This is a genomic window from Flavobacterium sp. 1355 (assembly GCF_017833415.1).
GTDB lineage: Bacteria > Bacteroidota > Bacteroidia > Flavobacteriales > Flavobacteriaceae > Flavobacterium.
Map to the genome: position 1 here is coordinate 440859 of NZ_JAFICC010000001.1, position 24448 is coordinate 465306.

A 24448-nucleotide genomic window follows, 5' to 3' on the forward strand; every position below is an offset into this window, starting at 1 on the left:
GGTAAGAGGCTTAAGTTTTGTTTCTGTTTTTTGTTTACTTATTCAAAATTTTTTCGCAAATCTATTATAGTTTTATTTGGTATGTCTAAATTGACAAATCCTCTTCGGGGCCTGTCCAGATCCATTGTAAATAAAACAACAAGCGAGACCAAAAGACAAAATCCGATTTGAACTAACCAGTCCACCTTTCCTTTACGGCCTTCAGAATAACCTCCATAGAATGCGATTATTATGGCCAGAAAAAACAACATTACTAAAATGCTTTGAGGAACTTTTGCTTTTTCCCCCGCGAGACGGGAAGTTGTTATATCAATCATATCGTTCAAAGCCGGAATCATCTGTTGGGTTGCAGCCAGATTAGCAGGATCTTTTGAAAGGCTGCTCGCATGTTTCCATAATTGTGAGGAAATTACCTGAGACAGGCTGTCAGCTTTTAAAATAGCTTTTGCATTAGGACCAGCTTCATAATAATCGATTCTAGCTTCTACATAATCTTTAAAACCGTTGCGGAACACAGCTCTTGTTGAATCAGCATATAAATCACTGCGCAATATAGCAGTCCCGATGCTATTCGCTTCTTCAATAACAACTTTTCTTCGCGAATCATAACGTTCGCCGCTCATTCCAAATGTAAATGCCAATAAAAAAAATAACAATGCAGTGAGTGAGGTAGTTTCACTCGGCTTTTCGCTTTCATTTGTATTATGAACACGATTTGCTAGCAGTTTTCCCAGAAAGGTAGATATAAGCATTAATGTAAAAAGAAGCAGCGCAATTATCCATGCTTCGGTGTGCTCTAAAGTATTTACATCCATTTTTTTTATTGTTTTAAGTATCTCAATATTAGTGATTTAATTTTAAATAATAAAATTTTCACTACTTATTAATTAAGATATAATAACCCTGTAACATCTTATAAATTAAATTGTTTTTAAAAGCCCTCCATCAGCTCTAAGACAAGAACCGTTAGTTGCAATAGAAAGCGGACTTGCAAGATAAACAGCCAACGAAGCAATTTCTTCAGGATCTATAAAACGCTGTAATAAAGAATGAGGATTAGTCTGCTGAATAATCATGCTTTTCATTTGTTCGGTTTCTATGTTCTGCAAAGAAGCAATATGTTCAATTGTACTGGCAACGCCATCAGAATAAGTCGGCCCGCCCAAAATGGTATTTACCGTAACTTCAGTTCCTGTTGTTAGTTTAGACAAACCATTACTTACAGCCGCCATTGCTGCTTTTGTCATTCCGTAATGAATCATATTTGCGGGAATATTTACACCAGATTCACTGCTGATAAAAACAATTCTTCCTGATTTCTTCTCAAGCATTTGTGATAAAAGCTTTTTAGAAAGCCTAATACTGCTCATTACATTCACTTCAAAAATTCTATACCAATCTTCATCTTCCAGATTATCAAAATCTTTTAATTCAAAAATACCGACGTTGTTAATCAAAATATCAATATGGTTTAAGTTGTTGAGCAGAGCGGCTACTTCATCTTTTTTTTCAAAATCGCAGGCCATTCCTGAAACTAAGGCATCGGGAAATTCATCTTTTAATTTTTTCACTGCGAGACTTGTCTTTTCTTCATGCCTGCCATTAATAATCACTTCGGCTTTTTCATTCAATAATTGTTTGGCAATTGCATAACCAATTCCTTGTGTTGAACCGCTTATAAAAGCTCTTTTTCCTTCTAATTTTAAATTCATTTTTATTGTTTTTTTTGTAATGATTGATACATAAATAGTCAAAAAAATTAGCTGATAACAGCTAATTGCATTTCTATTTGGTTTTTTAAGATATTTTTGTCCGGAAACATTCGTCTCAGTGTATTGAGTCCGCACCAAAATGTTATTAAATACCTGCCCAGTATTTCCGGATCTGTTTGTGTTTTTAAGTTTCCTTTCGATTGTTCCTCCTTAATAGCCTGAGTAAACATTTGTTCAACTTCTTTTAAAATTTGAACGGCATTTGCTTCCAGATTTTCATCTATAAAAGTCATTTCTACGACTGTATTGGCAATAATACAGCCTTTAAGATGTTCGTTTTCTTCCGCAGAAGCGATACTTCTAAAAAAGTCTTTAATTAATTCTAATGGAGATTCGCTTTTGCCTAATTCAATTTTAAAAGCATCAAAAGTTAAGCGTCGTTCTTCAATTGCTTTTTTAAAAACCTCTTTTTTGCCTCCTTTAAAAGTATTGTAAAAACTCCCGGCTCCGGCACCGGTGGCCTTTTGCAAATCGGTCAGTGAAGTGGCACTGTAACCTTTTTGCCAAAAAACTTCTTGTGCTTTTTTTACAATATTAGCGTCATCATATATGGTAGGTCTTCCTCTCATTTTGGATTTTTTATTTTGTAATGATTGATACAAAATTATATAAAAATAAGTTTGCTCCAAATTTTAAAGCCTTTTTATTTTGCAGTCTTTTTCAAATAAAATTTGAGTAAAAAGATATTCCCGACTTTTATTCTCATTTTTGGTTGGATATTAAAATCTTCTATCTTTGAAAAGGTAAATACTAACTATGGAAAAACTCAGAAAACATATTGAAGAAATTATTCCGATTACTGATGAAGAGTTCGAATCGATAAAACCCTTTTTTACAATAAGACGAGTATTGAAAAATCAATACCTCATTCAGCAGGGTGATGATGCAAAATATGAATACATCATTATGAGTGGTATTTTTAGAGTTTTTTATCTTGATGAAGATGGTAAAGAACACATCGTGCAATTCGCCACAGAAAACTGGTGGATGTCTGATTATATAGCCTATTTCAATCAAAAGCCTGCAAACATGTATGTAGTGTGTATGGAGGCCGGAGAAGTTTTATGCCTGACACTTGAAGGAAGGGAACAGCTCTCACTTACGCTTCATAAAATGGAGCATTTTTTTAGAGTAAAACTAACCAAAGGATATATGGCTCTACAGCAGCGGGTAATTTCATTACTTTCTAATAATTCGCAACAGCGGTATAAAGAATTTGCCGATCTCTATCCGAATTTAATGCAAAAAATTCCTAAAAGATACATAGCAGAATATCTTGGAGTTAGCCGAGAAACCCTCAGCAGGCTTTACTCCAGCAATAAATAACAGAACGATTAATGCTTAAAGTGTGATTTACATCACACTTTTTTTGTGACTTATCTCCTCGTTTTAAGCGGTGGAGCAGGCATAAATTTGCCTTATAAATAATTCATAACAACTTAAAAAATTATAAAAATGAAAAGACTTATCCTTCTGACTTTGGCAATTGCCTTTTTTTCTTCTAATGCTCAAAACAAAAAAGAAAACACATCATCAAAACAAAAAACAACTTTTAAAAACGAAACAAACGTGGAAAAGAAAATTTTAATTATCGTATCCAATGCTAATGCAATTGGACCGAATAACAGACGAACCGGAACTTTTCTTCCTGAAGTAGCACATCCTTATGCCGAATTCGACAAAGCAAATTACCAGATTGATTTTGCAAGTTTAACCGGAGACACACCTTATTTAGATGCACTTAGTCTGGCTAACGATCCTGATAACCTTGCCTTTTTGACAGGAAAAGGATGGGAAGCGATGCAGAAAGCGGTTAAACTATCAACTGTCGATGTAAGTAAATACGATGCCGTTTTTGTACCCGGCGGATTAGCACCAATGGTTGATATGCCGGAAAATGAATTACTGAAAAAAGTGATTAAGGAAACTTACGAACGCAATGCTGTAGTAGGAGCGGTCTGTCATGGTCCGGTATCGTTATTAAATGTAAAATTAAGCAACGGAACTTATCTGGTAAATGGTAAAAATATTACCTCTTTTACAGATGAAGAAGAAAGAGGCTATGCCATTGCAGATGTACCTTTCTTATTAGAAACTGCATTGACAAAACAGGGAGCAAAATTTCATGCGGCAGCAGTGTGGTCGGCTCATAGTATTGCAGATGGTAATTTGGTTACAGGACAAAATCCGGCTTCTGCAAAAGGTATGGCTGAAAAGATGATTGTTATTTTAGAATCTCCTAAAAAGTAATTTCTAATTGTGCTGACCTTTTTCAAAAATAGATTAAGGTCAGTATAATTTTAGTATTAAAACTGAAAAATAATTATAAAAATATCCAAATGAAAAATCATAATCCGGTTCATGTTTTTGCTACATGGAAAGTAAAAGAAGGTCAGGCTGAACACGTATTAAATATACTAAAAACAGTACATGACGAAACTATCAAGGAAAAAGAAAACCTGTTTTATAAAATTCATCAAGCTAATTCAGATGCAAATACCATCATTTTATTTGAAGGATACAGTAATGAAGCAGCTGTTACCGAACACCGAAATGCATCTTATTTTCAAGAATTAGTTTTAGGGAAAATAGTTCCTTTATTAGAAGATAGAGAAATTGTTCTAACAACCCCTGTAAATTATTAGCTTCTAAGCGGCCGGTAGAATTGTCATCAATAAAATGATATTTCAATTAGGGTGCTGTATGGCTAAAATGCTTTAGAATTTGTTTGGGTGCCCCAATAACTTCTCCTCTAAGGGAGTCAAACCATTCTATTTCTTTGGTAACTTCTGCACAGCATTCGTTTTTGGAGTTAAAAAAACTACTTTTAATACTGATTTTATCCGCTATATAGCAATGTTTGAGCTCAATAAAAAAATGTTCTGTAAACATAAGGTCTTTATGGCAGACGAATACATGATTTCCTTCCTGCAAATCGAGATTTAAAATATTGAGCTTCTCTTTTGAAAATCCATTTTGAAACAAAAAATGATACAATAACCTGACGGTATATGAAATGTATGAAGCGTTTTCCATGACCATAAAATCATTAACATCTTCTCCGGTAACAACATAATTTTTGCAGATCATTTATTTCAGGGTTTAAGTTAAAAAAAAGAGGTCAGCCTAAAACTGACCTCAAAACATTAGTCATGTTTAATGATCTTCCAAATCAAAAAAACCTTTATTTAGATAATATTCGGCGGGTAACTTCTATTATCTAAATATTTGTCTTTTTGGAACGATCATTTGGTTAATAAAAAATTGTAATTAATCTTTACTTTGTCTGCAACTTTCTTTCTCACAAGATTTGGTATTTCTATATCATAATCTTCCGGTTTTACTTCAAAGCTGCCAGTTGCATTAACGCCGCCGTTGATCTTCGAAATTTTTACTATTACTGTCACAGGTTTTGTTTTTCCGTGAATAGTAAGATCCCCTTTTAAAGTAAAATTTTTAGGCGTGTTTGTAATTTTAGAAACATCAAAATCTTCTATTTTTCCTTTTAAAGTTGCTTTTGAAAATTTTTCAGATTCCATGTAATTTTCATTGAAATGTTCTTCCATTAATGCTACTTTAAAACGGAAACCTTTTATTAAAACCAAAGCGGCAAAATCACCTGTTGACTGTTCTAAAACTGCCGATACTGATTTGTTTTCGGCAGCAACTTCTTCGTAAGAAGGCGTAGAAGCCTGAAATTTTATACTGCCTGTTTTTGTAATTAATTTTTGCGCAGATCCATTTGCAGCCACAGCAATAAGTAACAGCAGCGTAAAGAAATTAATGGATAATTTTTTCATAATAATTAATTTTCTTTTAATCCGTCAGTATTCCATTTTACGATTAAATCAATATTTGCCTGAGACATTCTTCCTCCCTGAGGCATAAGTCCCTGCTCACCGTTCTGCAATTGAATTCGGGTTAATAATCCGGCACTTTCAACTGCTGCTTTTACCTGGGCATAAGTAGTAAGAGGTCTGAAAGCCGCAGATCTTCCGCTCTGATGACAGCCTATACAATTAGCATCTATAATTGATTTTACGTTTTTAGTGTAAGTGATAGCAGTTGTCGGATCCGGTGGATTGGGAGTTGGCGGTGTTTCGATATCCTGAACAGTGTCAGAATCACTGCAGCTTGCAAATGCAGCTAATAAAAGTGTAAGTACGATTGTTTTTTTCATGATTTTATTGTTTATAGTTATTTAAAATACTCTGTATAAGTTAAATCCAAAGAAGAAATCTCCTTTTCCCCAGTCACCGCTCGCATTGGTAAGGTATCCGCTCTCACTCATCGATTGTGAATTGGTAAATATTAATTGGAAAACGTGTCCGCCTGTTTCTATATCAAGACCTACAGATAATGGGTTTTTATAAAAATCGGGCTTGTCAAAATTGTGCATGTACTCTAAATTGACAGATAATCTTTTAGTGATTTTATAACGTCCGCCTCCGCCAAAAGAGAACTGATTATCTCTTTCGATATCAGGATTATAAAGGTTTTTGTGTAAAAATGATGGTACCAATTCCAGTGAGAGTTTTTCACTAACCTTTCTGGAAATTAAAAGCTGCTGCACATACGTCATACGATGCTTAAATTCTAAGCCGGGATACTGGTCTTTTTCTAAAAACGTATTTATGTCTGCAACACTGTAACCAACAATATCCAGAGGGAAACTTTCTCCCTGTCTCGTCAGTCGGTACTTAAGACCTGTCTCGTACATTTTGTTTAAGGTGTGTCTGGAAAGGCTTACGGACAACCAGTCTGTAACGCCGTAAATACCGCCCAGTTTTGTAGTAGCATTATCAAGACCAAAAAAACTGTCTAAACCGTCTTTAACAGTCCCAAATCGATGTGAAACCACAAAATAAAATTCTTTTTTTGCAGGCATTTTTGTTGTCTGCAGGGTTACCAGCTGTAAAGCCTTGAAAGTAGCGCTGGAATAATTTTCTTCTACCTGAGTAGAATCAAGACTATTCAGTAACTCATCTTGCGAATATGACATGGTCGCCAGAAAAAGGCAGATTGTAACTAAAAATTTCTTCATAAATTGATTAATTGATTTGATTGTTTATTAATGTGCACTGATCTAATTTGACTTCCTGAAATAATTCATCATAGCCAATACATTTGCCTTTAACCGTTACTTTAGTTTTTACCGGCAGGGCTTTTACTTTTTGAGTGAAGAGACAAAAAACAGTACCTTCAAGTGTGAGCACAGAGTCTGTTTCTTTGGTTATCCCGCCAGTAATTTCAATAGTTTTATTAAGGTATAAAGAATCTGCTTTTTTAGGATTTGTGGTGTAATCTTCAAGCAGTTTGGTCGCAGTTATACTGTAATCTGGTGCTTCTGATTCTATATTGCGTGCTTCTTTAAACAGAAATCCGTAATAAAAGTAGATACAGACAGAAACCACTACCAGTATAGACGCAGTTACAATTGCTGTTTTTTTTCTTTTCATATTTCACTTTTTTGGTACGTTTTAAAATCAATCCAATTATGATTCTATAGTGAAACAGCTATGGTGCAGATTACCCTACCAAAAAAATGTTATTTTGTGAAAAAAAATTAAAAAAGAAGAATAAGAGTTTTAAACTCTTGCAGAAATAAGGTTAAAGTGAAACTCTAAAACTCACATTTGGAGTTCTTTGCAGTGCGAATGTTTCAACTTCTTCTATAGAGTTTGTTAAGGAACTTAATCTATAATATTCGCCGATTTCATTTTTCCTGTTTAGGAGATTTAAGATGGATATGCCCAATTTGTATTGAATTCCATTTGCAGTTTCCCACTTATAAGTAGAGGAGATATTAACCTGCGAAAAAATATGCAGGTTGGTATTGTTTGGTTTGTTGTAAACCAATACAGGATCTGAAAGATCAAATTGAGAAAGGTCGGGAGAGGTTTTTGGCCTTCCGGAAGACCATTTTGTTCCCAGAGCAATTTTAAAATTGTTTTTCTCGTAAATTCCCGCCCAGGATACTGTATGCATTAACTGAAAATTGTTGGGAAAAGTTGGGTATTCATAATTAGCAAAATGATAATTATTATGGTTATAAGTATAACTCAGCCAGGTAAGAAAGTGATTCAGTTTTTTCTGAATCAGCATTTCTGCTCCCCAAACTTCATAATCGCCGGTCGTTCTCACAAACTCTAACTGGTTCTGAAAACCCTGGCTCGAAGTGGTAATCCCGGTTATTTTTTTATAAAAATTTTCGATATCCAGCAGCCAGTCATTCTTTTGATAGAATAAATTTAAGGAAACCTGCCTGCTTCTCTGAATAGGGATTGTAGTATTATTTGAGATAATCCAGCGCCTTTTTTCTATGCCGAAATAATCTTTTTGCAAATCAATTATTTGTTGTGAGTTCTGGCTCTTCATCTCGCCCAGCAATTCTAAATTAAGATTTTTATTAATCCCATAACTAAACTGAACGCGGGGTTCTACAATATATTTTTTAAATTTTTCAATATAATTAATTCGCGTTCCTGCCTTAAAATATATTCGCGAAAGCGTGTCGTTGTATTTTCCTTCTGCAATGAAAGCATGTGTTCTAAGAACATCTTTAACTTTACGATAGAAATCAGGATTAGTTACCTGCTCCAGATTAGTAACACCAATTTCGTTAAACTGATAGCCGTCGTTTATACTAAATTTAGAATTAATTATATGGTTGTTTTCTAAATTGATTCCGTTATTGTTAACGGCGTTTTCCTGAATAACGACTTGATCAGCAAGCGTAGTTTTTTGGTTGGCCAAAAGTTCATAAGAAGAGTTGTACACATTAATTTTAGTGGTATTGAAGTCGTTCCAATTTCTTTTCCATGACAAATTCCCGCCATAATTCTGCTGGCGCAAAACATTGTTTTCAGATTTGTTTATGTCATATACAGTTGCACTCTGAAAAACCTGCAGATTATCTTTTATGGTAATCAAATCTAAAATTAACTGATCTTTTAGTCCTATTTTTTGAGCATATTTGAGCGTTGCATCATAGAAATCAAATTTTTTGTCACTCTTATAGTCAATATCCTGGTTTTGTGAAAAATCTGTAATGGTTGTATTTTGAAATATTTTGTCAAAATATTCCTTGTAAGTAGGCGTTTCTACAAAATCAGTAATTGATTTACGTGCCGAAATCTCGATATAACTCTTTTTCGTAACATTGTACTTCGCATAAACATCGGCATTAATCATGTTGATTCCTGCGCTAAAAGCATTTCTTTCAGCCGTTTCAGGAGTAGAAGAAATAGCTACAACGCTTGAAACGCTTTCTCCGTAAAAAGCAGAACTGCCATTTTTGTATATAGAAATGGTATGCGCCAGATTTGGGTTGAAAACCGATATTAAACCAAAAAAATGCCCCGTTTGAAACATTCGTATTCCATTCCACAAAAACAGGTTTTGGTCGTGCGTTCCTCCGCGCACATTGATGCTCGACACGCTTTCATCCAGACTGTTTACACCTGGAATCTGCTGCATGGCCTGCAAAGCATCTGGTTCTATAAGTCCCGGCAGAATACCAAATTTCTTGGGCTTAATTTGGATGGAGCCATCGGCATTTTTTGAAATACCCGAAGCCAGAATGGCAGTTGTTTTGATCTCATGAAGTTCTGTAATTTCGGGCTCTAACAGTATCTGAAGACAATTTTTAGAATCTGAATTTCCTGCTGTAATTCTCTTAGATACATAGCCAACATGACTAATCAGAAAAGTATTCTTATTCTCTTTACTCAACTCAAAGTAACCTTCTGAGTCGGTTGTAATTTGAGTTTTGTCAGGTAAACTGATATTTGCGTTTTCAATGGGTTTTTTATCAAAGGCAGAAAAAACATATCCACAGATTGTTCTTTGTTCACTACCTTTTTTATAGATATTAATGAATTGGTTGCCTATGTTTTCAAAAGACAAATTGGTTTTTTTAGCCAGATATTCCAGTTTTTGATCCAAAGAAAGCGATTGCTGAGGGGGATTTAATTCCAGGCCGGCAATATTGTCTTCGGTATAATTAAAACTAACACCATGCTTGTTCTCAATATCAATTATTATTTTTTTAAAAGGCACGACTTTGCCTTTGTCCTGACCAAAAAGGTTCAGGACAAGGAAGAACAGAAAAAACAAAAAATGAAATTGTCTGGGGCACAGCATTTATTTTTCGTCAAAAATTACTTTATTTTCAGAGACTTTTTTTGCCTCTAAGTGATAGGTTGTACTGATAATCTGCAAAGCAGTATCTAAGTCTTTTGCTGGTAATTTTCCAGTAAAAAGCGAGATAGTATCCTTAGCATTTAATTCAATTTTAATATTATATTGTCTTTCAACTTCATCTAAAAGGCTTCTTATATTTTCTTTATAAAAACATATTTGACTGTTCATCCATTCCGGCTGCAATGAATTTGTCGTCGTCTTAATTTCTTTTCCGTTTTCAAAACTCACACTTTGTCCGTGGGTTAATAAAATTTGGGTGCCGGCATAATTTACTTTGACACGGCCTTCATAACACACAACATCAAACCTGTTTTTTCTGGCTTTAACGTTAAATTGCGTTCCCAAAACGGTTACTTTTCCAAGAGGCGTTTGTACTTCAAATTTTTTGCCTTTAGCGACCCTGAAATACGCTTCTCCGTTAAGTTTCAGATCTCTGTTGTTGTCCCAGTTCCATTTGCTGTAGTTTATTTCAGAGCCTGAGTTTAGCACTACTTCAGAGTTATCGGGTAACAAAAAAGTGTTTTTTTCTCCAAAATCTGCTATTTGCGTCTGAGATGTAAAAAACTTCAAAGCAAAAGTAACCCCAAGCGCTAAAACAAATATTGCGGCGGCTCTAAACAGCCTTTTTTTGTATAAAGGAATTACTTTTGGAGCCGTTTTTTTCTGGCTCATAATGTTAGACAGCATTGCATTTTCATCAAAATCATCTACCTCAAGATGATTCGTATAATTTTTTATCTTTTGATATTTTTCAAAATCGGGAGATGCCTCAAATTCAGCTAATTCATCCGGAGATAAATCATCATTGAGCCATTTTGCCAATAAGCGATTTTTTTTCATTTTACCGTATTATTTAATTAAAACAATTAGAACTAAATTTACCCTACTTTTATAGATCAATTTCTTTGCGTAAGCTTAACAATGCCAAATGGATGCGTTTTTCTACCGCTTTCACGCTGATGTTTAAATCCAAGGCAATTTCACTGTATTTTTTACCGTCAATCCGATGCATCAAAAAGGCGGTGCGTTGTTTTTCGTTTAAGTTTTCGATGGCTTTCAAAAGTTTGGCCTGAAATTGTTTTTCCTCCAAAAGATATTCCGGACTTTCATTTGTTTTATCCAGACCCGTAAAGTTTTTTTCATACCTCAAAACAACTTTCTGGTGCGCAATTTCATTAAGACTGCTGTTGTTCGCAATCGTGTAAATATATGATTTTGCTTTTTCTAATGGTACAGAAGCGCAGTTCTGCCAAAGTTTTACAAAAGCTTCCTGGGCAACATCTTCTGCATGGGCGGTGTTGCCAAATTTGTAAAAAAGAAAATTCCGAAGCGCTTTTATATGGCTTTTGAAGAAAGATGAAAAAATTATTTCATCACAAGTATTTAATTCGTTTTTAGGTGGCATTTAAATTTTCTATTTGTACGAAGCAAAAGTATTTGTTTTTAATTTAAGTAGGGTAAAAGCAAAGCTGATTGTTTCATAGAAAATAAAATGTTACCGGCTTTTGATAATTTAGTATTGAAGAAGATACTGAAAGCCTTGATGTTAATTTATAAAAACCACGTTTCTTAAATTTTATTACCTTTGTAAAAATATAGATATGTTCCTTTTGAAAAAATATTTATCAATCGCAGCTTTCCTGTTCTTACTGTTTTCATGTCAGAGTGAAACAGATGAGCAACCTAATAATGCGCAGGGAACAATTACCAGCGTTTCTCCGCTTACTACTTATCTGCAAAGAGTTGCGATGGTAAAAACAGTCCAGGACAATGTAATTGACGGGTCCAGTTATTGTACCATAAAACTCCCTTATACCGTTACTGTAAATAATGAGCAGATTGCCGTTAATACCACCGCAGATTATCAAAAAGTAATAGATAACATCAACGCAAATGCAAATGATGATGATATTGTAAAAATAGATTTTCCTGTAACAATGGTTTACTATAATTACATCGAAAAAGCAATTCCAAACCAGGCAGATTTTGATTCTTTAATCGATTACTGGAATCTTTATCCGGATCTTTTATCCAAAATAAACGGATTAAACATCAATTATCCCATAACAATTAATATCTATAACAGCGCTAATCAGGTAGCAAGTTCACAATCGATAATAAGTGATCAGGCCTTTTTTAATTTTATTAAAAATTTAAATGAAAGTCAGTATATTTCTTTAAGATATCCAATTTTGATAGCAGACTACAATAATCAGACAAAGTCAATTACAAGTAATTTGGAGTTCGAAAACGCTATTAAATATGCTATTGATTATTGTCCGGAAAATAATATTGTAACACTTGATTTTACAGAAATTATAACAAACGGTTCCTGGGAAATACCGTATTTTTTTGATGGTTCTGTAAAGACTTCAAATTACAGCGGCTACTCATTCGTTTTTAAAAGTGACAAAACTGTAGTGGCCAGCAATGGGTCAGCAACAGAAACAGGGCAGTGGGAAAGTACCGTTTATTACGGTGTTAGAGAATTGAAACTGAATTTTTCAACAGAACTGCTTGGAAAATTGAATTTTAATTGGAAGTTATTTGAGTTTAATAATTCTCAGATACGATTAAGGGATGTGGGTACTACAACTAATTATCTTTACTTTCAAAAAGAATAAATTCTTCGATAAGAATTCCTGACGCAGATTTTAATTGTTATTTGCTCTTTAATTCTGTTTGATTTTTTTTGAACGATTTTGGCTTGGTTCCGATATGTTCTTCAAAAACTTTGGCAAAGTGGCTTAAATTAGAAAATCCCATCTTAAAACCAACCTCAGAAACAGTCATTTTATTTTCTTTTAGTAATCGTGCAGCTTCCTTCATTCTAAACTTTTGGTAATAGCTAAACAAACTGTCCCCAAAAATTTGTTTGAATAATCTTTTAAACTTTGATTCGCTCATTCCTATTTGCGAAGCCAGGTCTTTTATAACCGGAGGCAAAGCAATGTCACTCAAAATGGTATCCCTTACTTTATAAATCTTTTGAACATCGATTTGGTTTAGTGCGTGTGTAGTTGGATTTTCTCTTTTAAAAAGCTCTTTTAAAGCCTGGCATATTAATTCTTCTGCCTTGATTTTAAAAAAGAAATCAGCCAGGGAATCGGGAATGTCAGCCTGAATAATTTCCATTGCAACCTGATGAATTTTTGGCGAGAGCAATTCTTCAAATAAAATTGACTGTTCACTGGTAATAATATTTCTGAAAATTTCATTGTCAATATTCAAACCCAATGTTTTTGCTAATTTATCTGAATCAATTCCAATAAAAATAGAATTGAACTTAGTTCTGCCCGGATAAAACGTTTCAATATTAAGCTTTCCTTTAAAAATCTGCATTGAAGGAAGATCACCTGAGTATTTGTTTTTTAAATCAGCATCCGGAAAAATATTATTAAAAGAAAACAGTATTCGATTCAGTGTATTTTGTCCTCCCAATCTTTTAGCAAGCACATTGTCATTAAACTCATAAAAACGTACCAGCATATTTATTGAGTTGTCTAATCTAAACCCTCTTAAATATCCTTTGCCTTTATTTTCGGGGATTACTAATATTCCATTTTTTACTTCCGTACCTAATAAATCGGCAAACCCCGCTAAAAAACCGAATTCTTCCTTTAAGTTTAATTTCATTAAATTGACCGTTTAGAGCTATTATTGTGTCAAATGTAGCTATTTTAATCGATATTGGCTAAGTAAATTTGTCGAAAAGATTAATTTAAATAATTCAAAATGAATAATAGCAAAAGCAAAGCGATCATAAATGCCAATGTGTTTGATGGCAAAGATGTAATCGGAAAAAAAACAGTTGTCTTTAGTGGCGGGGTAATTACTTCAATTTCAAATGACTTGCCAGAGAACATAGACGAAGTGATTGACGGAACGGGCTGTACCCTGCTTCCCGGTTTAATAGACGCCCATGTACATACCTCTGTAGAATTTTTAAAAGAGGCATTAAAATTTGGCATAACTACCGAATTAGAAATGATGGGAGGATTTACCAGTAAAGGACGTGAAACGCAATTAAAAGGAGTCACCGGTGCTGCCGATGTGCGCTCTGCCGGTATGGGGCTGACGGCTCCGGGCGGTCATCCTGACGAACTGATTCCGAAAGGAGATGGCATTCCTGAATTTGTTTTAAAAGAAATGGAGAAAATGAGTGAAGATGAAAAGGCCATTTTTATAGCTGCCCACCAGGCTCAAAAGGAAGAGGAAGAAATAAGTGCCGATGTTACTTCGCTTAACGGAGCGATAGATTTTGTACATCGTCAGGTCAATAATGGTGCAGATTACTTCAAGGTAATGATTGAGGAAGGAACAGTAATGAATGCTCCGGGCTTGCCCATTATAGAAACGTCGGTATTAAAAGCAGCGGTAGAAGAAGCCCATAAATTAGATAAAATTGCGATAGCTCACGTTTTAACGGCTGAGGCGGCAAAAACAGCGGTCGAAATTGGTGTTGATGGCCTGGCACACTTATTTATTGACAGACCGGACTGGACTAAGGAGCTTATTGAATCCATCGCAGCCAAAGGAATTTTTGTAACACCCTGCCTGGTATTAAATTCATCAATTATAGGAAATTCTGCCTGTCATGTGGCACACGATCAAAGGGTCGAAAATAAATTAAATGAAGACTGGAAAATCACCATGTGTTCTTGTTTCAATACATTTCCCGAAGGTAATATGAAAGATAACTTTGATAACGTGAGGGATTTACGCGATGCAGGAGTAGATATACTTGTCGGAACAGATGTGTCAGTACCAATGCCTCATTTAGGCGGGCTTGCACACGGCGTTAGTGTTCATCACGAGATGCAGCTTTTGGTCGAAGCCGGATTAACACCTGTTGAGGCATTAAGAGCAGCTACATCAATACCTGCCAGAAGATTTAGCTTATTTGACAGAGGATCAATTGCAGAGGGATTGAGGGCTGATTTGCTTTTGGTTAAAGGTGATCCTACTATTACTATTTCTGATTCTTTATCTATAGTGGGTATATGGAAAGAAGGTGAGTCTTATCATAACTAATCCTGCTTTTGTCCGGTTCACTGCCCAGTTTGTCCATTTGGGCAAAATTATAACTTTAGAGGGGGTGATACCGTGCTACTTTTGGCCAAGAAATTAACAAACCCAATTAATTAAATAAATTAAAAAACATGAAAAATTTAAATTTTGCATCAACAACAGTATTTGCTTTCAGTCTTTTAGCATTGATTATAACAAGTACTGCTTCTGCCCAGCAATCGGGAATAAAACGTACTGATTTGCAACATCACAATCTTTCTGTTCCCGGATATGAAACGGTTCAGGCGCGCATTGATTTTGAAGCCCATACATCATTTGGCAAGCACTCTCACCCAGGAGAGGAACTTATTTATGTCCTTGACGGCGAATTGGAGTATGAAGTAGAGGGGCAGGCTCCTGTTACCTTAAAAGCCGGAGAAGTGCTTTTTATACCGGCAGGCGTAGTGCATTCTGCAAGAAATAAAAGCCATGCAAAAGCTTCGGAACTGGCTACTTATATAGTAGAAAAAGGTAAACCGGTTCTGGTAATGAAAAAAGAATAAATCTCTATTTACAAGAAATATTAAACAATTATAAATAAAATTTATATAATGTAAAAATTATTAATTTGATTTATAAACACAAGTTTCGCAATTTTGTCCTGTCAATAAGAAATGACAAAAACAAAATTTAAAATAATAATTAAAAATCAAAACAAATGAAAACCAATTTAAAAACAATCGTAACAACAAGCTTCGCCATTATTTTATTAGCAGTATCAACTGCATTTTCTCAAAGTCAAAGAAAAGCGGCAAGCTTTGGAAGAGAAGAATACATTGAAGTAGAGAAAAATGTAAAATTGCATGTAACAGATTTAGGAGAAGGAAAACCGGTAGTATTGATTCACGGATGGCCGCTAAGCGATGCCATGTACGAATACCAATATGCAGAACTTATCCAAAAAGGATATCGCGTAATCGGAATTACCTTAAGAGGTTTTGGATTATCAGACAAACCGGGAGGAGCTTATAACTATGATGTGTATGCAGATGATATTAAAGTGATTCTTGATAAACTTAAAATTGAAGGAGCTACAATCGGCGGATTCTCAATGGGAGGTGCAACAGTGATTCATTATGTAGCCAAATACAATGCAGCCCACGTTTCTAAACTGGCTTTGTTTGGTGCAGCGGCCCCACTATGGACAAAGAGAGCCGATTTTAATTACGGTTTCTGGACAAAAGAAGATGTAAATGGTCTTATTGCCCTTAACAATACCAACAGACCACAATTGTTTGAGAATTTCGGAAAAATATTCCCGGCCAATGAAACTAGCGTATCTCCAGGACAAGGCGCATGGTTAGGAACTATTCAGGCACAGGCTTCTCCTTATGCAATGGGAGAATCTATGAAAGCGCTTCGTGATACTGATTTGAGAGAAGATTTGAAAAAAATTAAAATTCCAACTCTTATTCTTCACGGTACACAGGACAAAATCTGTTCTTATGAATTGGCAGAACAAATGCACAAATCAATTGCCAATTCAACTTTGGTACCATTCGAAAAAAGCGGTCATGCTTTGTTTATCGAAGAGCTTCCAAAATTTAATGCAGAATTGATCAAATTCATAAAATAAAACAAAATCAGGAAAGCTGTCTTTTTAAGATGGCTTTCTTTTTTTAAAATATAAACAATGAAAAATATAGTAACGCTTGCATTAATACTATTGAGTTTTAATTTATCAGCACAGACTCCGGAACAAAAATTAAATCAGCTCGGAATTCAGTTACCACAAATACCCGAAGCTTTAGGTAGTTATGTAGATATGGTGAGAGTTGGAAATCTGGTTTTTCTTTCGGGAAGAGGGCCACTGCAGGCAGATGGAAAATATATTACAGGAAAAATAGGAGGTGACCTAACTACCGAAGAAGGATATCAGGCCGCCAAATTAACGGCTATAAACCAGCTGGCGATACTAAAACAGGCTTTTGGAAGTCTGGATAAAATAAAAAGAATAGTCAAAGTAAACGGTTATGTAAATACAGCCGACTCGTTTACAGAGCAGTCAAAAGTAATGAATGGTTTTTCTGATTTATTAATTGAAGTCTTTGGCGAACAGGGCAGACATGCGCGAACTTCTGTGGGTGTTTTTACTCTTCCGCAGAACATGGCAGTAGAAGCAGAGATGATCGTCGAAATGAAATAGCAAGTTACATTCGAAACATAACATATAAAAAGAGGAAATGTTTTTAAAATATTTCCTCTTTTTTTGCCTTTAGATTTTATTATTTGAAATCTCCACAACTGACTAATATTGCCTATTTTTGTGAAGCATGAATTAACTAATGTTTAATATAACAGAATGAAAAATACATTTTCTGACAGCAGCCAAATTGGTGTGGTATCGGGTTTCGCTGAGCTTGTGCATACCGATTTCAAGGGAGAAATGAATGCGCTGTGCTGGTACAGAAATTTAGATGGTGATTTTAATGAGATTGTAGCTCAATTATCTTTAGAAGAAAATATAACAGAAGTTTTTCCTGAAGATCTACTCGCGCTCCAACTCTCAGAAAAGGGAAATATAGCACGGAAAATAATCTTAAATGATTTGCAATTATTAACTGATTTTGGCGCTTCGCCTTCTCTTAATTTACTGAAATGTTATGAACGTGATGATGAATTTGATTTCATTTCGACAGATGTGTATTCGTTTCATGTTGATCGTTCGCCCATTGCCACAGATACTTTTTTATGTACCTATCACGGAGCGGCAAGTGATATTGTTTCGAATGCGCAGGCAGAGCAAAAAATCCTGATTCCGGAAATACGAGCAAAGCTAAAAGAACTGCATGACGGACCAACGGAAGAATTCGAAGATTTTTTGAAGGAAAATTATTTTGATTTGCATTATCAGCTACATGCAGATGCAGAACCTGTTAATTTAGGCTTAGGGCATCTTTGGCGGCTGGCGGTAGATCATCCAAAGCAAAAAGTGCTGCCTTGTATTCATAGAGCACCAATAGAAAAGGAAGGGGAGTATCGGTTGTTGTTGATTTGTTGAGGGGACTTTTGGGATAATGTAGTTGAGGAAAGCTTTTTTAAATCTTTAAAAACCATTAAAATGGAATAAATTTTGTTTTTTTACATATAAATTCTCCACTAAACAAAAACGTATGATAAGAAATTTTTTAATGGCCATTAGTTTTTTATTGTTATTGAGCTGTCAACATACTACTGTTCCGGCAATGGCAGAGCCGGCTTCTAAAAATATCAAAGAAACTGTGCCACAACAAACAATAAAAGTGGAAAAGCTTCACGACAATAAGCCAGAAGATAATGAAGTTTATAATACCTCTCAGGTAGAAATTCGCCCAAATTTTCCGGGAGGTATTGAGAAGTTTCATGCTTTTTTAAAGAAAAACTATGTTAAGCCTCAAGATTTAATGGATGATGAAGCTCCGAAAGGCGGTGTTTTTGCAACTATAAAAATTGAAAAAGACGGCAGTTTGTCTGAAATAAAAATTATTCGTGATTTTGGTTACGGATCAGGAAAAGAATTAGAAAGGGTTTTAAAATTATCCCCAAACTGGATTCCGGCAATGAAAGGTGGAAATCCAGTACGATGTTTATATAGTATTCCGTATTATGTTCAGTAATCATAAATAACAGTTGTTGTTTATGATAGTAGTCTTTAGAATTATTGAAACCATTGCTGCGAAGCAAGGAGGCCTTCGCACAGCTTTTCATAAGAACTCTTCTGGGAGCGGGAGTTATTATTTTTTTTGCGATTATTTGCCAAATTACAATAATGGGCTATTTATTTCTAAACTCGCTATAGTATTAGAACATTAACATCAATTTACAAATGCAGTACTTTTTAGACACAAATATTTATAGAAATCTTGTTCGAAATTTATCGATCCAAGAAGTTTTGGAGTTAGCCATTAATATTAAAAGTGAAGAGAAAAAAGGTAATGATTCAGCAGGCTTTCCCATTACAGTAGCAATGGAACTAATTAGCCATTTAATAAATGGAGATCCTCATTTTGAAGAATGTTTTAAAGCATTAATTTTATTATTTGAACATACAAAAAACTATAATGCAGAAAAAGATATTTATCACGGTACTTTTTTTCCTCCATTAAATGTAGTCCTTCCAAAATATTTTTTTAATGAAGATGGTCCGTTTTTAGAAATATATCTACTCGTTATTAAACTTACAAATGATTTAGTACAAAATCAAGACGAAAATAATGCAGGGCATTTTACAACCCAAATTCAAGCCATCAAAGAACAAATTTTGTTTGAAAAAAAAGAAATTTTTGAAAATTTAGTGCAATATATTATATCTATAAACAACGGAAAATTAGATTGGGAATATTTTAAAAAAAATAAGGTTGCACGTGATAAATGGTTTCTCGATATGAAAACTGGAAAAGCATTTACATTTCTTGCTGAAGGATTTATGATGCGGGCATACTCTTTGGTTGGTATAGCATTTGAAAGAACCGATAAAAATTTTGAATCTTTTAAAAAATTTCATGAAATATTTTTTCCTGCAATAGCCATGGTAAGTATTATTTTAATCCAAGTTGGTCACGGTACAAAAGCAATAGCAGATATAAATGACCACAGATGGAATACAGTAACTGATATTTCAATGATGTTTGGGGCATTATTTAATTCTGATATCAAAGAAAAAATATTCGTAACTGAAGAAAAAAAAATGCACGAGTTGTTTGATTTGAATAATATGTCAAATCGAATCATCAAGTTACAAGAATTCAAGAATAGATTTAGAATATAAAAATGGCAAGTAACCTCTGGGAAAAACGTTGCTTTCAGTTTATAGGTGTAATCATTTTTTAAGTACTTTTACGTTTATCTGTCGCGGTATTTCTCCAGAAGGACATGCCTTTTTAACCGCCCAAGAGTTAGGCGATTTTATAATAACTATATGGATATAAAAAACAAACTAAAAATTAAAAATACATTTGATTCAATTTTAAGGGCTGATTATTTATCACTTGATAAAATTGATGAACTTGGAAACTTAAGTACTTATTATGTGGATTTTTTTAATTCTATAAGTAGCATTTTACAAAAACAAGATAATTATATATCAGGAAGAAGAGGTACTGGTAAAACTTCTGCATTACTTAAAGGATACTATGAATGTCTAAATTCTTTAAAAAATAAATCTGATTATTTAGATAAAAGAATTTTACCGATTTATATTGACCTAAGTAATTGTGGAGATATATTTGATAAAGATAATTTTGAATTATTTGAGATACATTTTGTCAGGCAAATAATTGATTCTTTGAAACGTCAACTAGAATCAATATATGATGAGAAGACATTATTGATTTTTAAGAAAGAAAACCCTGCTTTAGATGATTTAGAATACATTGAAAGAATATTAGTTGAAGGAAAAACAATTTTACATTCTAAAACTACAAAAATTGAAAGTAAAGAATCATCAATTGAATCTTATGAAGACAGTTTAACTTTATCATTGGATAAAGTTGGACTAGCATCAAAAGATAATTACGGCCAATCGTCTGAAATTAATCAAAGTTATAGCCAAACGAAAGGTTTAAATGTTCAAGAATTTCTAAATAAAATTAGCGATATATTGAAAAAGGCAAAAATTGATGCTACTTATCTATTTCTTGATGAATTTTCAGATATAAATTACAATTATCAAATCAAATTTTCTAAGCTTTTAAAAAGTTTTCTAGGTTCAAAAACAAATTTATTTATAAAAATTGGTGTAATCACAGATAGATTCGATTTTGGAGATAAAATAATAATTGGAAGAGATATTTTTCCAATTCCTTTAGATTTAAATGAACATGTTGAAAGATTAGGGGGACTATCACCCACGATCAAAAAGCTTGAAGAATTTATGCCCCTTTTAATACAAAAACGATTAGATATTTATGCAAATAAAATACAGCTTGAAGCTATTTTAAAGGGTAATAAGGATGAAATTATTTCAAGGATTGCTAGAGAATCTATTGGGGTTACTCGAACTATAGGTTTAATTTTGCAAAATGCATGGAAACAAGCGGAACAGAATGATTCAAAAATTGGACTGAATGAAATTAATTATGGTATTAGGGCTGCAAGAAAGACTTATCAAAAACAGTATGAAGGAGCATTAAAAAGAAAATTAATTCCTGGTTTTTATAATGATTTATGGAATGATCTAATAAAAAAAGCAAACGGAGAAAAAGAAAAACATCCAAGTCGTCCTGCAAGTCATTTTCTTATAGATCCAAATCGAAAAGATTATTTAAATATTTTTAAAGAAAATTTCTTAATTCATCTTTTAGAAGAAGGAAGATCTTCTAAATATGGGGGTAATTATAACTTATACTCATTTGACTATGATATATGTTTAGATTTAAATATAAAATATGCAGAAAACAAAGATGAATATACCGCTGTCAGATTTATTTTCGACTCTGTTTTATCAAATTATGATGGATACTTTACAGATACAAAATTAAAAAGTTATAAATGTCCATCTTGTAGCAAAATATATTCTGAAGATGAAGTTGCAAAATATAAAATTAAAAGATGTTTCGAAGATGACAATATTTTAGAAGAAGTCATACATCAAGAATTTGAAATTACAGCAGGAAACTTTGCTGAAGTTGAAGTTAAAATTTTGGGTTTAATAGCAACATTAACAGAAGAAGAGGCATTAAGCGCTGTTGAAATTGCAAATGCAGTAGGTTGTAGTAGGCAAAAGGTTTCAGGTTGGTGCTCCAGAGTATTAGAACCCAAAGGTGAAATAATAATTGACCGAACGGGTAGTAAAAATCTTTATTACGGAGAATAATATCATCAAAATACCACAACGGATTTTGGCAATTGGTTAATAGGAAAATAGTTTTATTTGAAATAATTGCCAAATCTGATGAATATGCTTATTTAATTCTAAAGCTGTACTTCCAAAACAAAAAAAAGAGACTTTCGAGTCTCTTTTTTGAATTACAATATCTTCTATAAATGTTTATTTATTGATTAATTTCTCAAGCCTCACCATCATTTCATCCTTCTCTTTCAACATCCTTTCATACAAAGCAATCTTTTCTTCATGCAATTGGATAACTTTTTCAATTGGATTATGATTATTAATTACAAACCCAATTGCACTATCATTGTTATTAAACGTATTAGAAATAATATTCACCGCCTGCTCTTCATCAAAATTCTGAAAAGCTTCCACAGGAATTCTCAATGCATCTGAGATTTGTTTAAGCAAATTATCTTCAATTACATATTTTTGCTCCAGCATAGAAATTTTCTTTTGGTTCCAGTCATTTCCCAGATCAAAAGCCAATGCTTCTTGTTTGATGCCAAGCATTTCTCTGAAGCGTTTTACGTTTCTTCCCTGATGTATTTTCTGTTCCATAATGAATATCAATTTTTCTAAAGGCTCAAAGATAAAGCCATTTGGATAAAAATCCTGAATTTCAAAGATAAAAAAATATCCCATAAAACATCACTCTTGTCAGAATATTATATCTGTATTTCCGAATAGATTATCCTTTGCAAAGAATAGAATTTCGCCCGAGAATTTTAAATCCCGGTACTATGAAAAAGAATAAAATATCCTTCGAAACCAGATTTTGGGCAGGATTGCCAGAAGAAAACACATTTAAGGCACTCGATGCCTTTTTTGACTTTGCACATATTGATTATTATTATAAACAGAGTTTAACCGAAGTGGTAATTTACAGCTATAAGAAAGAAATTTACCAAGAGGAAAACCCCTCAGATGCTTTTGTGCTTTATACAGTTGTCCGTTCTTTTCTCAAAGTTTGTTACTGCCTGCAGGAGAAAAGCAAAAAATGGAAAGTTACAGCGTCTTTGCGCTCTGAAACTGTATTTCATCTTTCTTCCCTTACGAAGGAAGAATACGATAATCCTTTTATTGTATTTCAAAAAGCATTTGCCGAAAAAACGCTGGAAGAATTTGAATTGTTTCTATGTCAAATACTGGAGCTTTCATTGTCTCCCAATGCAGAAGATCCTGAATCTGACCTGACGACGCCTTATATTCATTTAATCAAAATGCTCGATGCAGTAGAACTAATCAGAGAAAGGGGAGTGGAGAAAATCAGGAAAAAAAATCCCATTGATGCTGCAACGGAATAAAATATTCTTTTCGGAATGAAAGGGGATTTGATTGTGACGCTAAATCTATATATTTGGTTTCAATTATAGACGATGTTTGTGATACATTACTGCACAAGTAAGGTAGTGCCAGAACATTTGCTGTTATTTAAACGATCCCAAAACATGAAAATTAATCTAGTATTATTATTTATATCATTTGTATCATTATCATTCGGTCAGGAAATGATCGTGAAATCTTCTTTCGAAAACATACAGTATGTTGAAGATGTTGAATGGTACAATGACGATATTTATTGCGCAGGATATTCTTTTAAAACAAAAGTAAATGACGGAAACTCGTCAGATGCTTATTTAATAAATTATGACACAGCATTAAAGCCAAAATGGACTCTCAAAATAAGTGATGAACATTCAAACATAATTTATTCCATAAAAAGACACAAAGACAAGATTTATGCTTTAGTTACACAAGGTAAAGTCCAGCCTTTAACACAAGATGTTAAAATGAGCATATTTGTCATTAATATGGATGGAATTATAGAAAATAAAATAGCAATTGGACGTACATTTTCTCAACCTTCAAACATGTCTATTGACGGAGAAAATATAATTTTCGGGCACACCGTGAGTGAAGGAATTTCGTACTCAAGTAATTCTAAATCCGAAATCATAAAATATAATCTTGATACCAAAAAGATTGTGAGATTTATGAGCAGCCAATATCAGCCAAAGCCCAAAAAAGTACTTCTAAATGGATCTGATATATATTTGTTCGGACAATATATTCATCCTGGACAGACAAATATAATGGCGTACAGAAAGGGAAAATATTCGGAAATCTCATTGAAATCCAAAAAAACTGAATATCTTCTTGATAGTCATATAAAAGATAACACATTGATTGTTATGTGTGTTTTTCCCGGTGTTTATGGAGATATGAAAAAATATTTAAAATATTATTATGTAAATCTAAATACTAAAGCTATTAATTCTGTTGTTATTTCATACGACAAAATGGGCTGGAGTGATGTACATTTCGATGTCTATTCTGCAGGACTTTTATCCTGGATAATTATTAAAGATAAAAAAACAAAAGGATTGAAGTATGTATTAATTGACCAAAATGGAAAAATAAGCAAAACCTTAAACTATGATGAAAGTAATGGTAATGGCTATTGGGAAAACTATATTATTGAAAACGGTAAGCTGCTAAATGCCAATTCCAGTAATATTAAAATATACAAAGTTGAAAATTAAGCAACAGCTATTTTTTTATTCCGGCCTGTTTGCAATCAAAACAAGAA

General features: G+C 33.5%; 27 protein-coding genes. 14 read left to right on the plus strand and 13 right to left on the minus strand.

What is annotated here, in order from left to right:
- Nucleotides 1-38 precede the first annotated feature (38 nt).
- From JOD96_RS01960 to JOD96_RS01970, 3 genes are all read right to left on the minus strand, one after another.
- Nucleotides 39-815, minus strand: coding sequence for a hypothetical protein (locus JOD96_RS01960; protein ID WP_209562588.1), 777 nt, complete (start codon nucleotides 813-815; stop codon nucleotides 39-41).
- Between the two features lie 105 nt (nucleotides 816-920).
- Nucleotides 921-1712 carry an SDR family NAD(P)-dependent oxidoreductase gene (locus JOD96_RS01965; protein WP_209562589.1) on the minus strand — a complete coding sequence of 264 codons (792 nt, stop codon included), beginning with the start codon at nucleotides 1710-1712 and terminating at the stop codon, nucleotides 921-923.
- A 47-nt stretch (nucleotides 1713-1759) separates the two neighbouring features.
- Nucleotides 1760-2341, minus strand: coding sequence for a TetR/AcrR family transcriptional regulator (locus tag JOD96_RS01970; protein ID WP_209562590.1), 582 nt, complete (start codon nucleotides 2339-2341; stop codon nucleotides 1760-1762).
- A 187-nt stretch (nucleotides 2342-2528) separates the two neighbouring features.
- Between JOD96_RS01970 and JOD96_RS01975 the strand changes: the two genes are divergently transcribed.
- The 3 genes from JOD96_RS01975 (at nucleotide 2529) to JOD96_RS01985 (ending at nucleotide 4417) form a co-directional block, all read left to right on the plus strand.
- Nucleotides 2529-3098 carry a Crp/Fnr family transcriptional regulator gene (locus tag JOD96_RS01975; RefSeq protein ID WP_209562591.1) on the plus strand — a complete coding sequence of 190 codons (570 nt, stop codon included), beginning with the start codon at nucleotides 2529-2531 and terminating at the stop codon, nucleotides 3096-3098.
- 129 nt (nucleotides 3099-3227) lie between these two features.
- Nucleotides 3228-4022, plus strand: a complete 795-nt coding sequence (locus tag JOD96_RS01980; RefSeq protein WP_209562592.1) for a type 1 glutamine amidotransferase domain-containing protein — start codon at nucleotides 3228-3230, stop codon at nucleotides 4020-4022.
- An 89-nt stretch (nucleotides 4023-4111) separates the two neighbouring features.
- Nucleotides 4112-4417, plus strand: coding sequence for a putative quinol monooxygenase (locus tag JOD96_RS01985; RefSeq protein ID WP_209562593.1), 306 nt, complete (start codon nucleotides 4112-4114; stop codon nucleotides 4415-4417).
- 46 nt (nucleotides 4418-4463) lie between these two features.
- Here JOD96_RS01985 and JOD96_RS01990 read toward each other — a convergent pair whose 3' ends face one another.
- The 8 genes from JOD96_RS01990 to JOD96_RS02025 all read right to left on the minus strand — a co-directional run bounded on the left by JOD96_RS01990 (nucleotide 4464) and on the right by JOD96_RS02025 (nucleotide 11382).
- Nucleotides 4464-4862 carry a hypothetical protein gene (locus JOD96_RS01990; RefSeq protein ID WP_209562594.1) on the minus strand — a complete coding sequence of 133 codons (399 nt, stop codon included), beginning with the start codon at nucleotides 4860-4862 and terminating at the stop codon, nucleotides 4464-4466.
- A 155-nt stretch (nucleotides 4863-5017) separates the two neighbouring features.
- Entirely contained in the window at nucleotides 5018-5572 is a 555-nt protein-coding gene (locus tag JOD96_RS01995; RefSeq protein ID WP_209562595.1) for a YceI family protein, read from the minus strand.
- A gap of 5 nt (nucleotides 5573-5577) precedes the next feature.
- Nucleotides 5578-5952 (minus strand): c-type cytochrome, encoded by a 375-nt coding sequence (locus JOD96_RS02000; protein ID WP_209562596.1) that lies wholly within the window; start codon nucleotides 5950-5952, stop codon nucleotides 5578-5580.
- A gap of 21 nt (nucleotides 5953-5973) precedes the next feature.
- Complete coding sequence (locus tag JOD96_RS02005) at nucleotides 5974-6816, minus strand: DUF5777 family beta-barrel protein (protein ID WP_209562597.1); 843 nt, start codon at nucleotides 6814-6816, stop codon at nucleotides 5974-5976.
- A gap of 7 nt (nucleotides 6817-6823) precedes the next feature.
- Nucleotides 6824-7231 carry an OB-fold protein gene (locus JOD96_RS02010; RefSeq protein WP_209562598.1) on the minus strand — a complete coding sequence of 136 codons (408 nt, stop codon included), beginning with the start codon at nucleotides 7229-7231 and terminating at the stop codon, nucleotides 6824-6826.
- Nucleotides 7232-7382: 151 nt separating this feature from the next.
- The gene (locus JOD96_RS02015; protein ID WP_209562599.1) at nucleotides 7383-9917 is read right to left on the minus strand and encodes a TonB-dependent receptor; all 2535 of its coding nucleotides are present in this window, start codon (nucleotides 9915-9917) and stop codon (nucleotides 7383-7385) included.
- Nucleotides 9918-10817, minus strand: a complete 900-nt coding sequence (locus JOD96_RS02020; RefSeq protein ID WP_209562600.1) for a FecR family protein — start codon at nucleotides 10815-10817, stop codon at nucleotides 9918-9920.
- Nucleotides 10818-10866: 49 nt separating this feature from the next.
- On the minus strand, nucleotides 10867-11382 hold the full coding sequence (locus JOD96_RS02025) for an RNA polymerase sigma factor (RefSeq protein WP_209562601.1): 516 nt from the start codon (nucleotides 11380-11382) through the stop codon (nucleotides 10867-10869).
- Nucleotides 11383-11578: 196 nt separating this feature from the next.
- Between JOD96_RS02025 and JOD96_RS02030 the strand changes: the two genes are divergently transcribed.
- Complete coding sequence (locus JOD96_RS02030; protein ID WP_209562602.1) at nucleotides 11579-12601, plus strand: hypothetical protein; 1023 nt, start codon at nucleotides 11579-11581, stop codon at nucleotides 12599-12601.
- Nucleotides 12602-12638: 37 nt separating this feature from the next.
- Here the strand turns inward: JOD96_RS02030 and JOD96_RS02035 are convergent, their stop codons facing one another.
- A complete protein-coding gene (locus tag JOD96_RS02035; RefSeq protein WP_209562603.1) occupies nucleotides 12639-13613 on the minus strand; it encodes an AraC family transcriptional regulator in 975 nt (324 codons plus the stop codon).
- A 99-nt stretch (nucleotides 13614-13712) separates the two neighbouring features.
- Between JOD96_RS02035 and JOD96_RS02040 the strand changes: the two genes are divergently transcribed.
- From JOD96_RS02040 to JOD96_RS02075, 8 genes are all read left to right on the plus strand, one after another.
- Entirely contained in the window at nucleotides 13713-15011 is a 1299-nt protein-coding gene (locus tag JOD96_RS02040; RefSeq protein WP_209562604.1) for an amidohydrolase family protein, read from the plus strand.
- 128 nt (nucleotides 15012-15139) lie between these two features.
- On the plus strand, nucleotides 15140-15550 hold the full coding sequence (locus JOD96_RS02045) for a cupin domain-containing protein (protein ID WP_209562605.1): 411 nt from the start codon (nucleotides 15140-15142) through the stop codon (nucleotides 15548-15550).
- A 155-nt stretch (nucleotides 15551-15705) separates the two neighbouring features.
- Complete coding sequence (locus tag JOD96_RS02050) at nucleotides 15706-16623, plus strand: alpha/beta fold hydrolase (protein ID WP_209562606.1); 918 nt, start codon at nucleotides 15706-15708, stop codon at nucleotides 16621-16623.
- A gap of 57 nt (nucleotides 16624-16680) precedes the next feature.
- Nucleotides 16681-17193 (plus strand): RidA family protein, encoded by a 513-nt coding sequence (locus JOD96_RS02055; protein ID WP_209562607.1) that lies wholly within the window; start codon nucleotides 16681-16683, stop codon nucleotides 17191-17193.
- A gap of 156 nt (nucleotides 17194-17349) precedes the next feature.
- A complete protein-coding gene (locus tag JOD96_RS02060; RefSeq protein ID WP_209562608.1) occupies nucleotides 17350-18048 on the plus strand; it encodes a DUF1826 domain-containing protein in 699 nt (232 codons plus the stop codon).
- A 112-nt stretch (nucleotides 18049-18160) separates the two neighbouring features.
- A complete protein-coding gene (locus tag JOD96_RS02065; RefSeq protein WP_209562609.1) occupies nucleotides 18161-18643 on the plus strand; it encodes a hypothetical protein in 483 nt (160 codons plus the stop codon).
- Between the two features lie 209 nt (nucleotides 18644-18852).
- A complete protein-coding gene (locus JOD96_RS02070) occupies nucleotides 18853-19794 on the plus strand; it encodes a hypothetical protein (protein WP_209562610.1) in 942 nt (313 codons plus the stop codon).
- Between the two features lie 150 nt (nucleotides 19795-19944).
- Nucleotides 19945-21840, plus strand: a complete 1896-nt coding sequence (locus JOD96_RS02075; RefSeq protein ID WP_209562611.1) for a hypothetical protein — start codon at nucleotides 19945-19947, stop codon at nucleotides 21838-21840.
- Nucleotides 21841-22014: 174 nt separating this feature from the next.
- On the opposite strand, the gene JOD96_RS02080 is transcribed toward JOD96_RS02075, so the two are convergent.
- A complete protein-coding gene (locus JOD96_RS02080; RefSeq protein WP_209562612.1) occupies nucleotides 22015-22416 on the minus strand; it encodes a helix-turn-helix domain-containing protein in 402 nt (133 codons plus the stop codon).
- Nucleotides 22417-22598: 182 nt separating this feature from the next.
- Between JOD96_RS02080 and JOD96_RS02085 the strand changes: the two genes are divergently transcribed.
- Nucleotides 22599-23162, plus strand: coding sequence for a hypothetical protein (locus tag JOD96_RS02085; RefSeq protein ID WP_209562613.1), 564 nt, complete (start codon nucleotides 22599-22601; stop codon nucleotides 23160-23162).
- A 144-nt stretch (nucleotides 23163-23306) separates the two neighbouring features.
- Nucleotides 23307-24401, plus strand: coding sequence for a hypothetical protein (locus JOD96_RS02090; protein WP_209562614.1), 1095 nt, complete (start codon nucleotides 23307-23309; stop codon nucleotides 24399-24401).
- The last annotated feature ends 47 nt before the right edge of the window (nucleotides 24402-24448 follow it).

Coding starts and splice junctions, on each gene's coding strand:
- JOD96_RS02030 (WP_209562602.1), top strand. CDS start 11,579: ATGTTCCTTTTGAAAAAATATTTATCAATCGCAGCTTTCCTGTTCTTA.
- JOD96_RS02025 (WP_209562601.1), bottom strand. CDS start 11,382: ATGCCACCTAAAAACGAATTAAATACTTGTGATGAAATAATTTTTTCA.
- JOD96_RS02000 (WP_209562596.1), bottom strand. CDS start 5,952: ATGAAAAAAACAATCGTACTTACACTTTTATTAGCTGCATTTGCAAGC.
- JOD96_RS02040 (WP_209562604.1), top strand. CDS start 13,713: ATGAATAATAGCAAAAGCAAAGCGATCATAAATGCCAATGTGTTTGAT.
- JOD96_RS01980 (WP_209562592.1), top strand. CDS start 3,228: ATGAAAAGACTTATCCTTCTGACTTTGGCAATTGCCTTTTTTTCTTCT.
- JOD96_RS01970 (WP_209562590.1), bottom strand. CDS start 2,341: ATGAGAGGAAGACCTACCATATATGATGACGCTAATATTGTAAAAAAA.
- JOD96_RS01985 (WP_209562593.1), top strand. CDS start 4,112: ATGAAAAATCATAATCCGGTTCATGTTTTTGCTACATGGAAAGTAAAA.
- JOD96_RS02070 (WP_209562610.1), top strand. CDS start 18,853: ATGCAGTACTTTTTAGACACAAATATTTATAGAAATCTTGTTCGAAAT.
- JOD96_RS02080 (WP_209562612.1), bottom strand. CDS start 22,416: ATGGAACAGAAAATACATCAGGGAAGAAACGTAAAACGCTTCAGAGAA.
- JOD96_RS02005 (WP_209562597.1), bottom strand. CDS start 6,816: ATGAAGAAATTTTTAGTTACAATCTGCCTTTTTCTGGCGACCATGTCA.
- JOD96_RS02090 (WP_209562614.1), top strand. CDS start 23,307: ATGAAAATTAATCTAGTATTATTATTTATATCATTTGTATCATTATCA.
- JOD96_RS01975 (WP_209562591.1), top strand. CDS start 2,529: ATGGAAAAACTCAGAAAACATATTGAAGAAATTATTCCGATTACTGAT.
- JOD96_RS02050 (WP_209562606.1), top strand. CDS start 15,706: ATGAAAACCAATTTAAAAACAATCGTAACAACAAGCTTCGCCATTATT.
- JOD96_RS02035 (WP_209562603.1), bottom strand. CDS start 13,613: ATGAAATTAAACTTAAAGGAAGAATTCGGTTTTTTAGCGGGGTTTGCC.
- JOD96_RS02060 (WP_209562608.1), top strand. CDS start 17,350: ATGAAAAATACATTTTCTGACAGCAGCCAAATTGGTGTGGTATCGGGT.
- JOD96_RS02045 (WP_209562605.1), top strand. CDS start 15,140: ATGAAAAATTTAAATTTTGCATCAACAACAGTATTTGCTTTCAGTCTT.
- JOD96_RS02065 (WP_209562609.1), top strand. CDS start 18,161: ATGATAAGAAATTTTTTAATGGCCATTAGTTTTTTATTGTTATTGAGC.
- JOD96_RS02085 (WP_209562613.1), top strand. CDS start 22,599: ATGAAAAAGAATAAAATATCCTTCGAAACCAGATTTTGGGCAGGATTG.
- JOD96_RS02055 (WP_209562607.1), top strand. CDS start 16,681: ATGAAAAATATAGTAACGCTTGCATTAATACTATTGAGTTTTAATTTA.
- JOD96_RS01995 (WP_209562595.1), bottom strand. CDS start 5,572: ATGAAAAAATTATCCATTAATTTCTTTACGCTGCTGTTACTTATTGCT.
- JOD96_RS02015 (WP_209562599.1), bottom strand. CDS start 9,917: ATGCTGTGCCCCAGACAATTTCATTTTTTGTTTTTTCTGTTCTTCCTT.
- JOD96_RS02020 (WP_209562600.1), bottom strand. CDS start 10,817: ATGAAAAAAAATCGCTTATTGGCAAAATGGCTCAATGATGATTTATCT.
- JOD96_RS01990 (WP_209562594.1), bottom strand. CDS start 4,862: ATGATCTGCAAAAATTATGTTGTTACCGGAGAAGATGTTAATGATTTT.
- JOD96_RS02010 (WP_209562598.1), bottom strand. CDS start 7,231: ATGAAAAGAAAAAAAACAGCAATTGTAACTGCGTCTATACTGGTAGTG.
- JOD96_RS01965 (WP_209562589.1), bottom strand. CDS start 1,712: ATGAATTTAAAATTAGAAGGAAAAAGAGCTTTTATAAGCGGTTCAACA.
- JOD96_RS02075 (WP_209562611.1), top strand. CDS start 19,945: ATGGATATAAAAAACAAACTAAAAATTAAAAATACATTTGATTCAATT.
- JOD96_RS01960 (WP_209562588.1), bottom strand. CDS start 815: ATGGATGTAAATACTTTAGAGCACACCGAAGCATGGATAATTGCGCTG.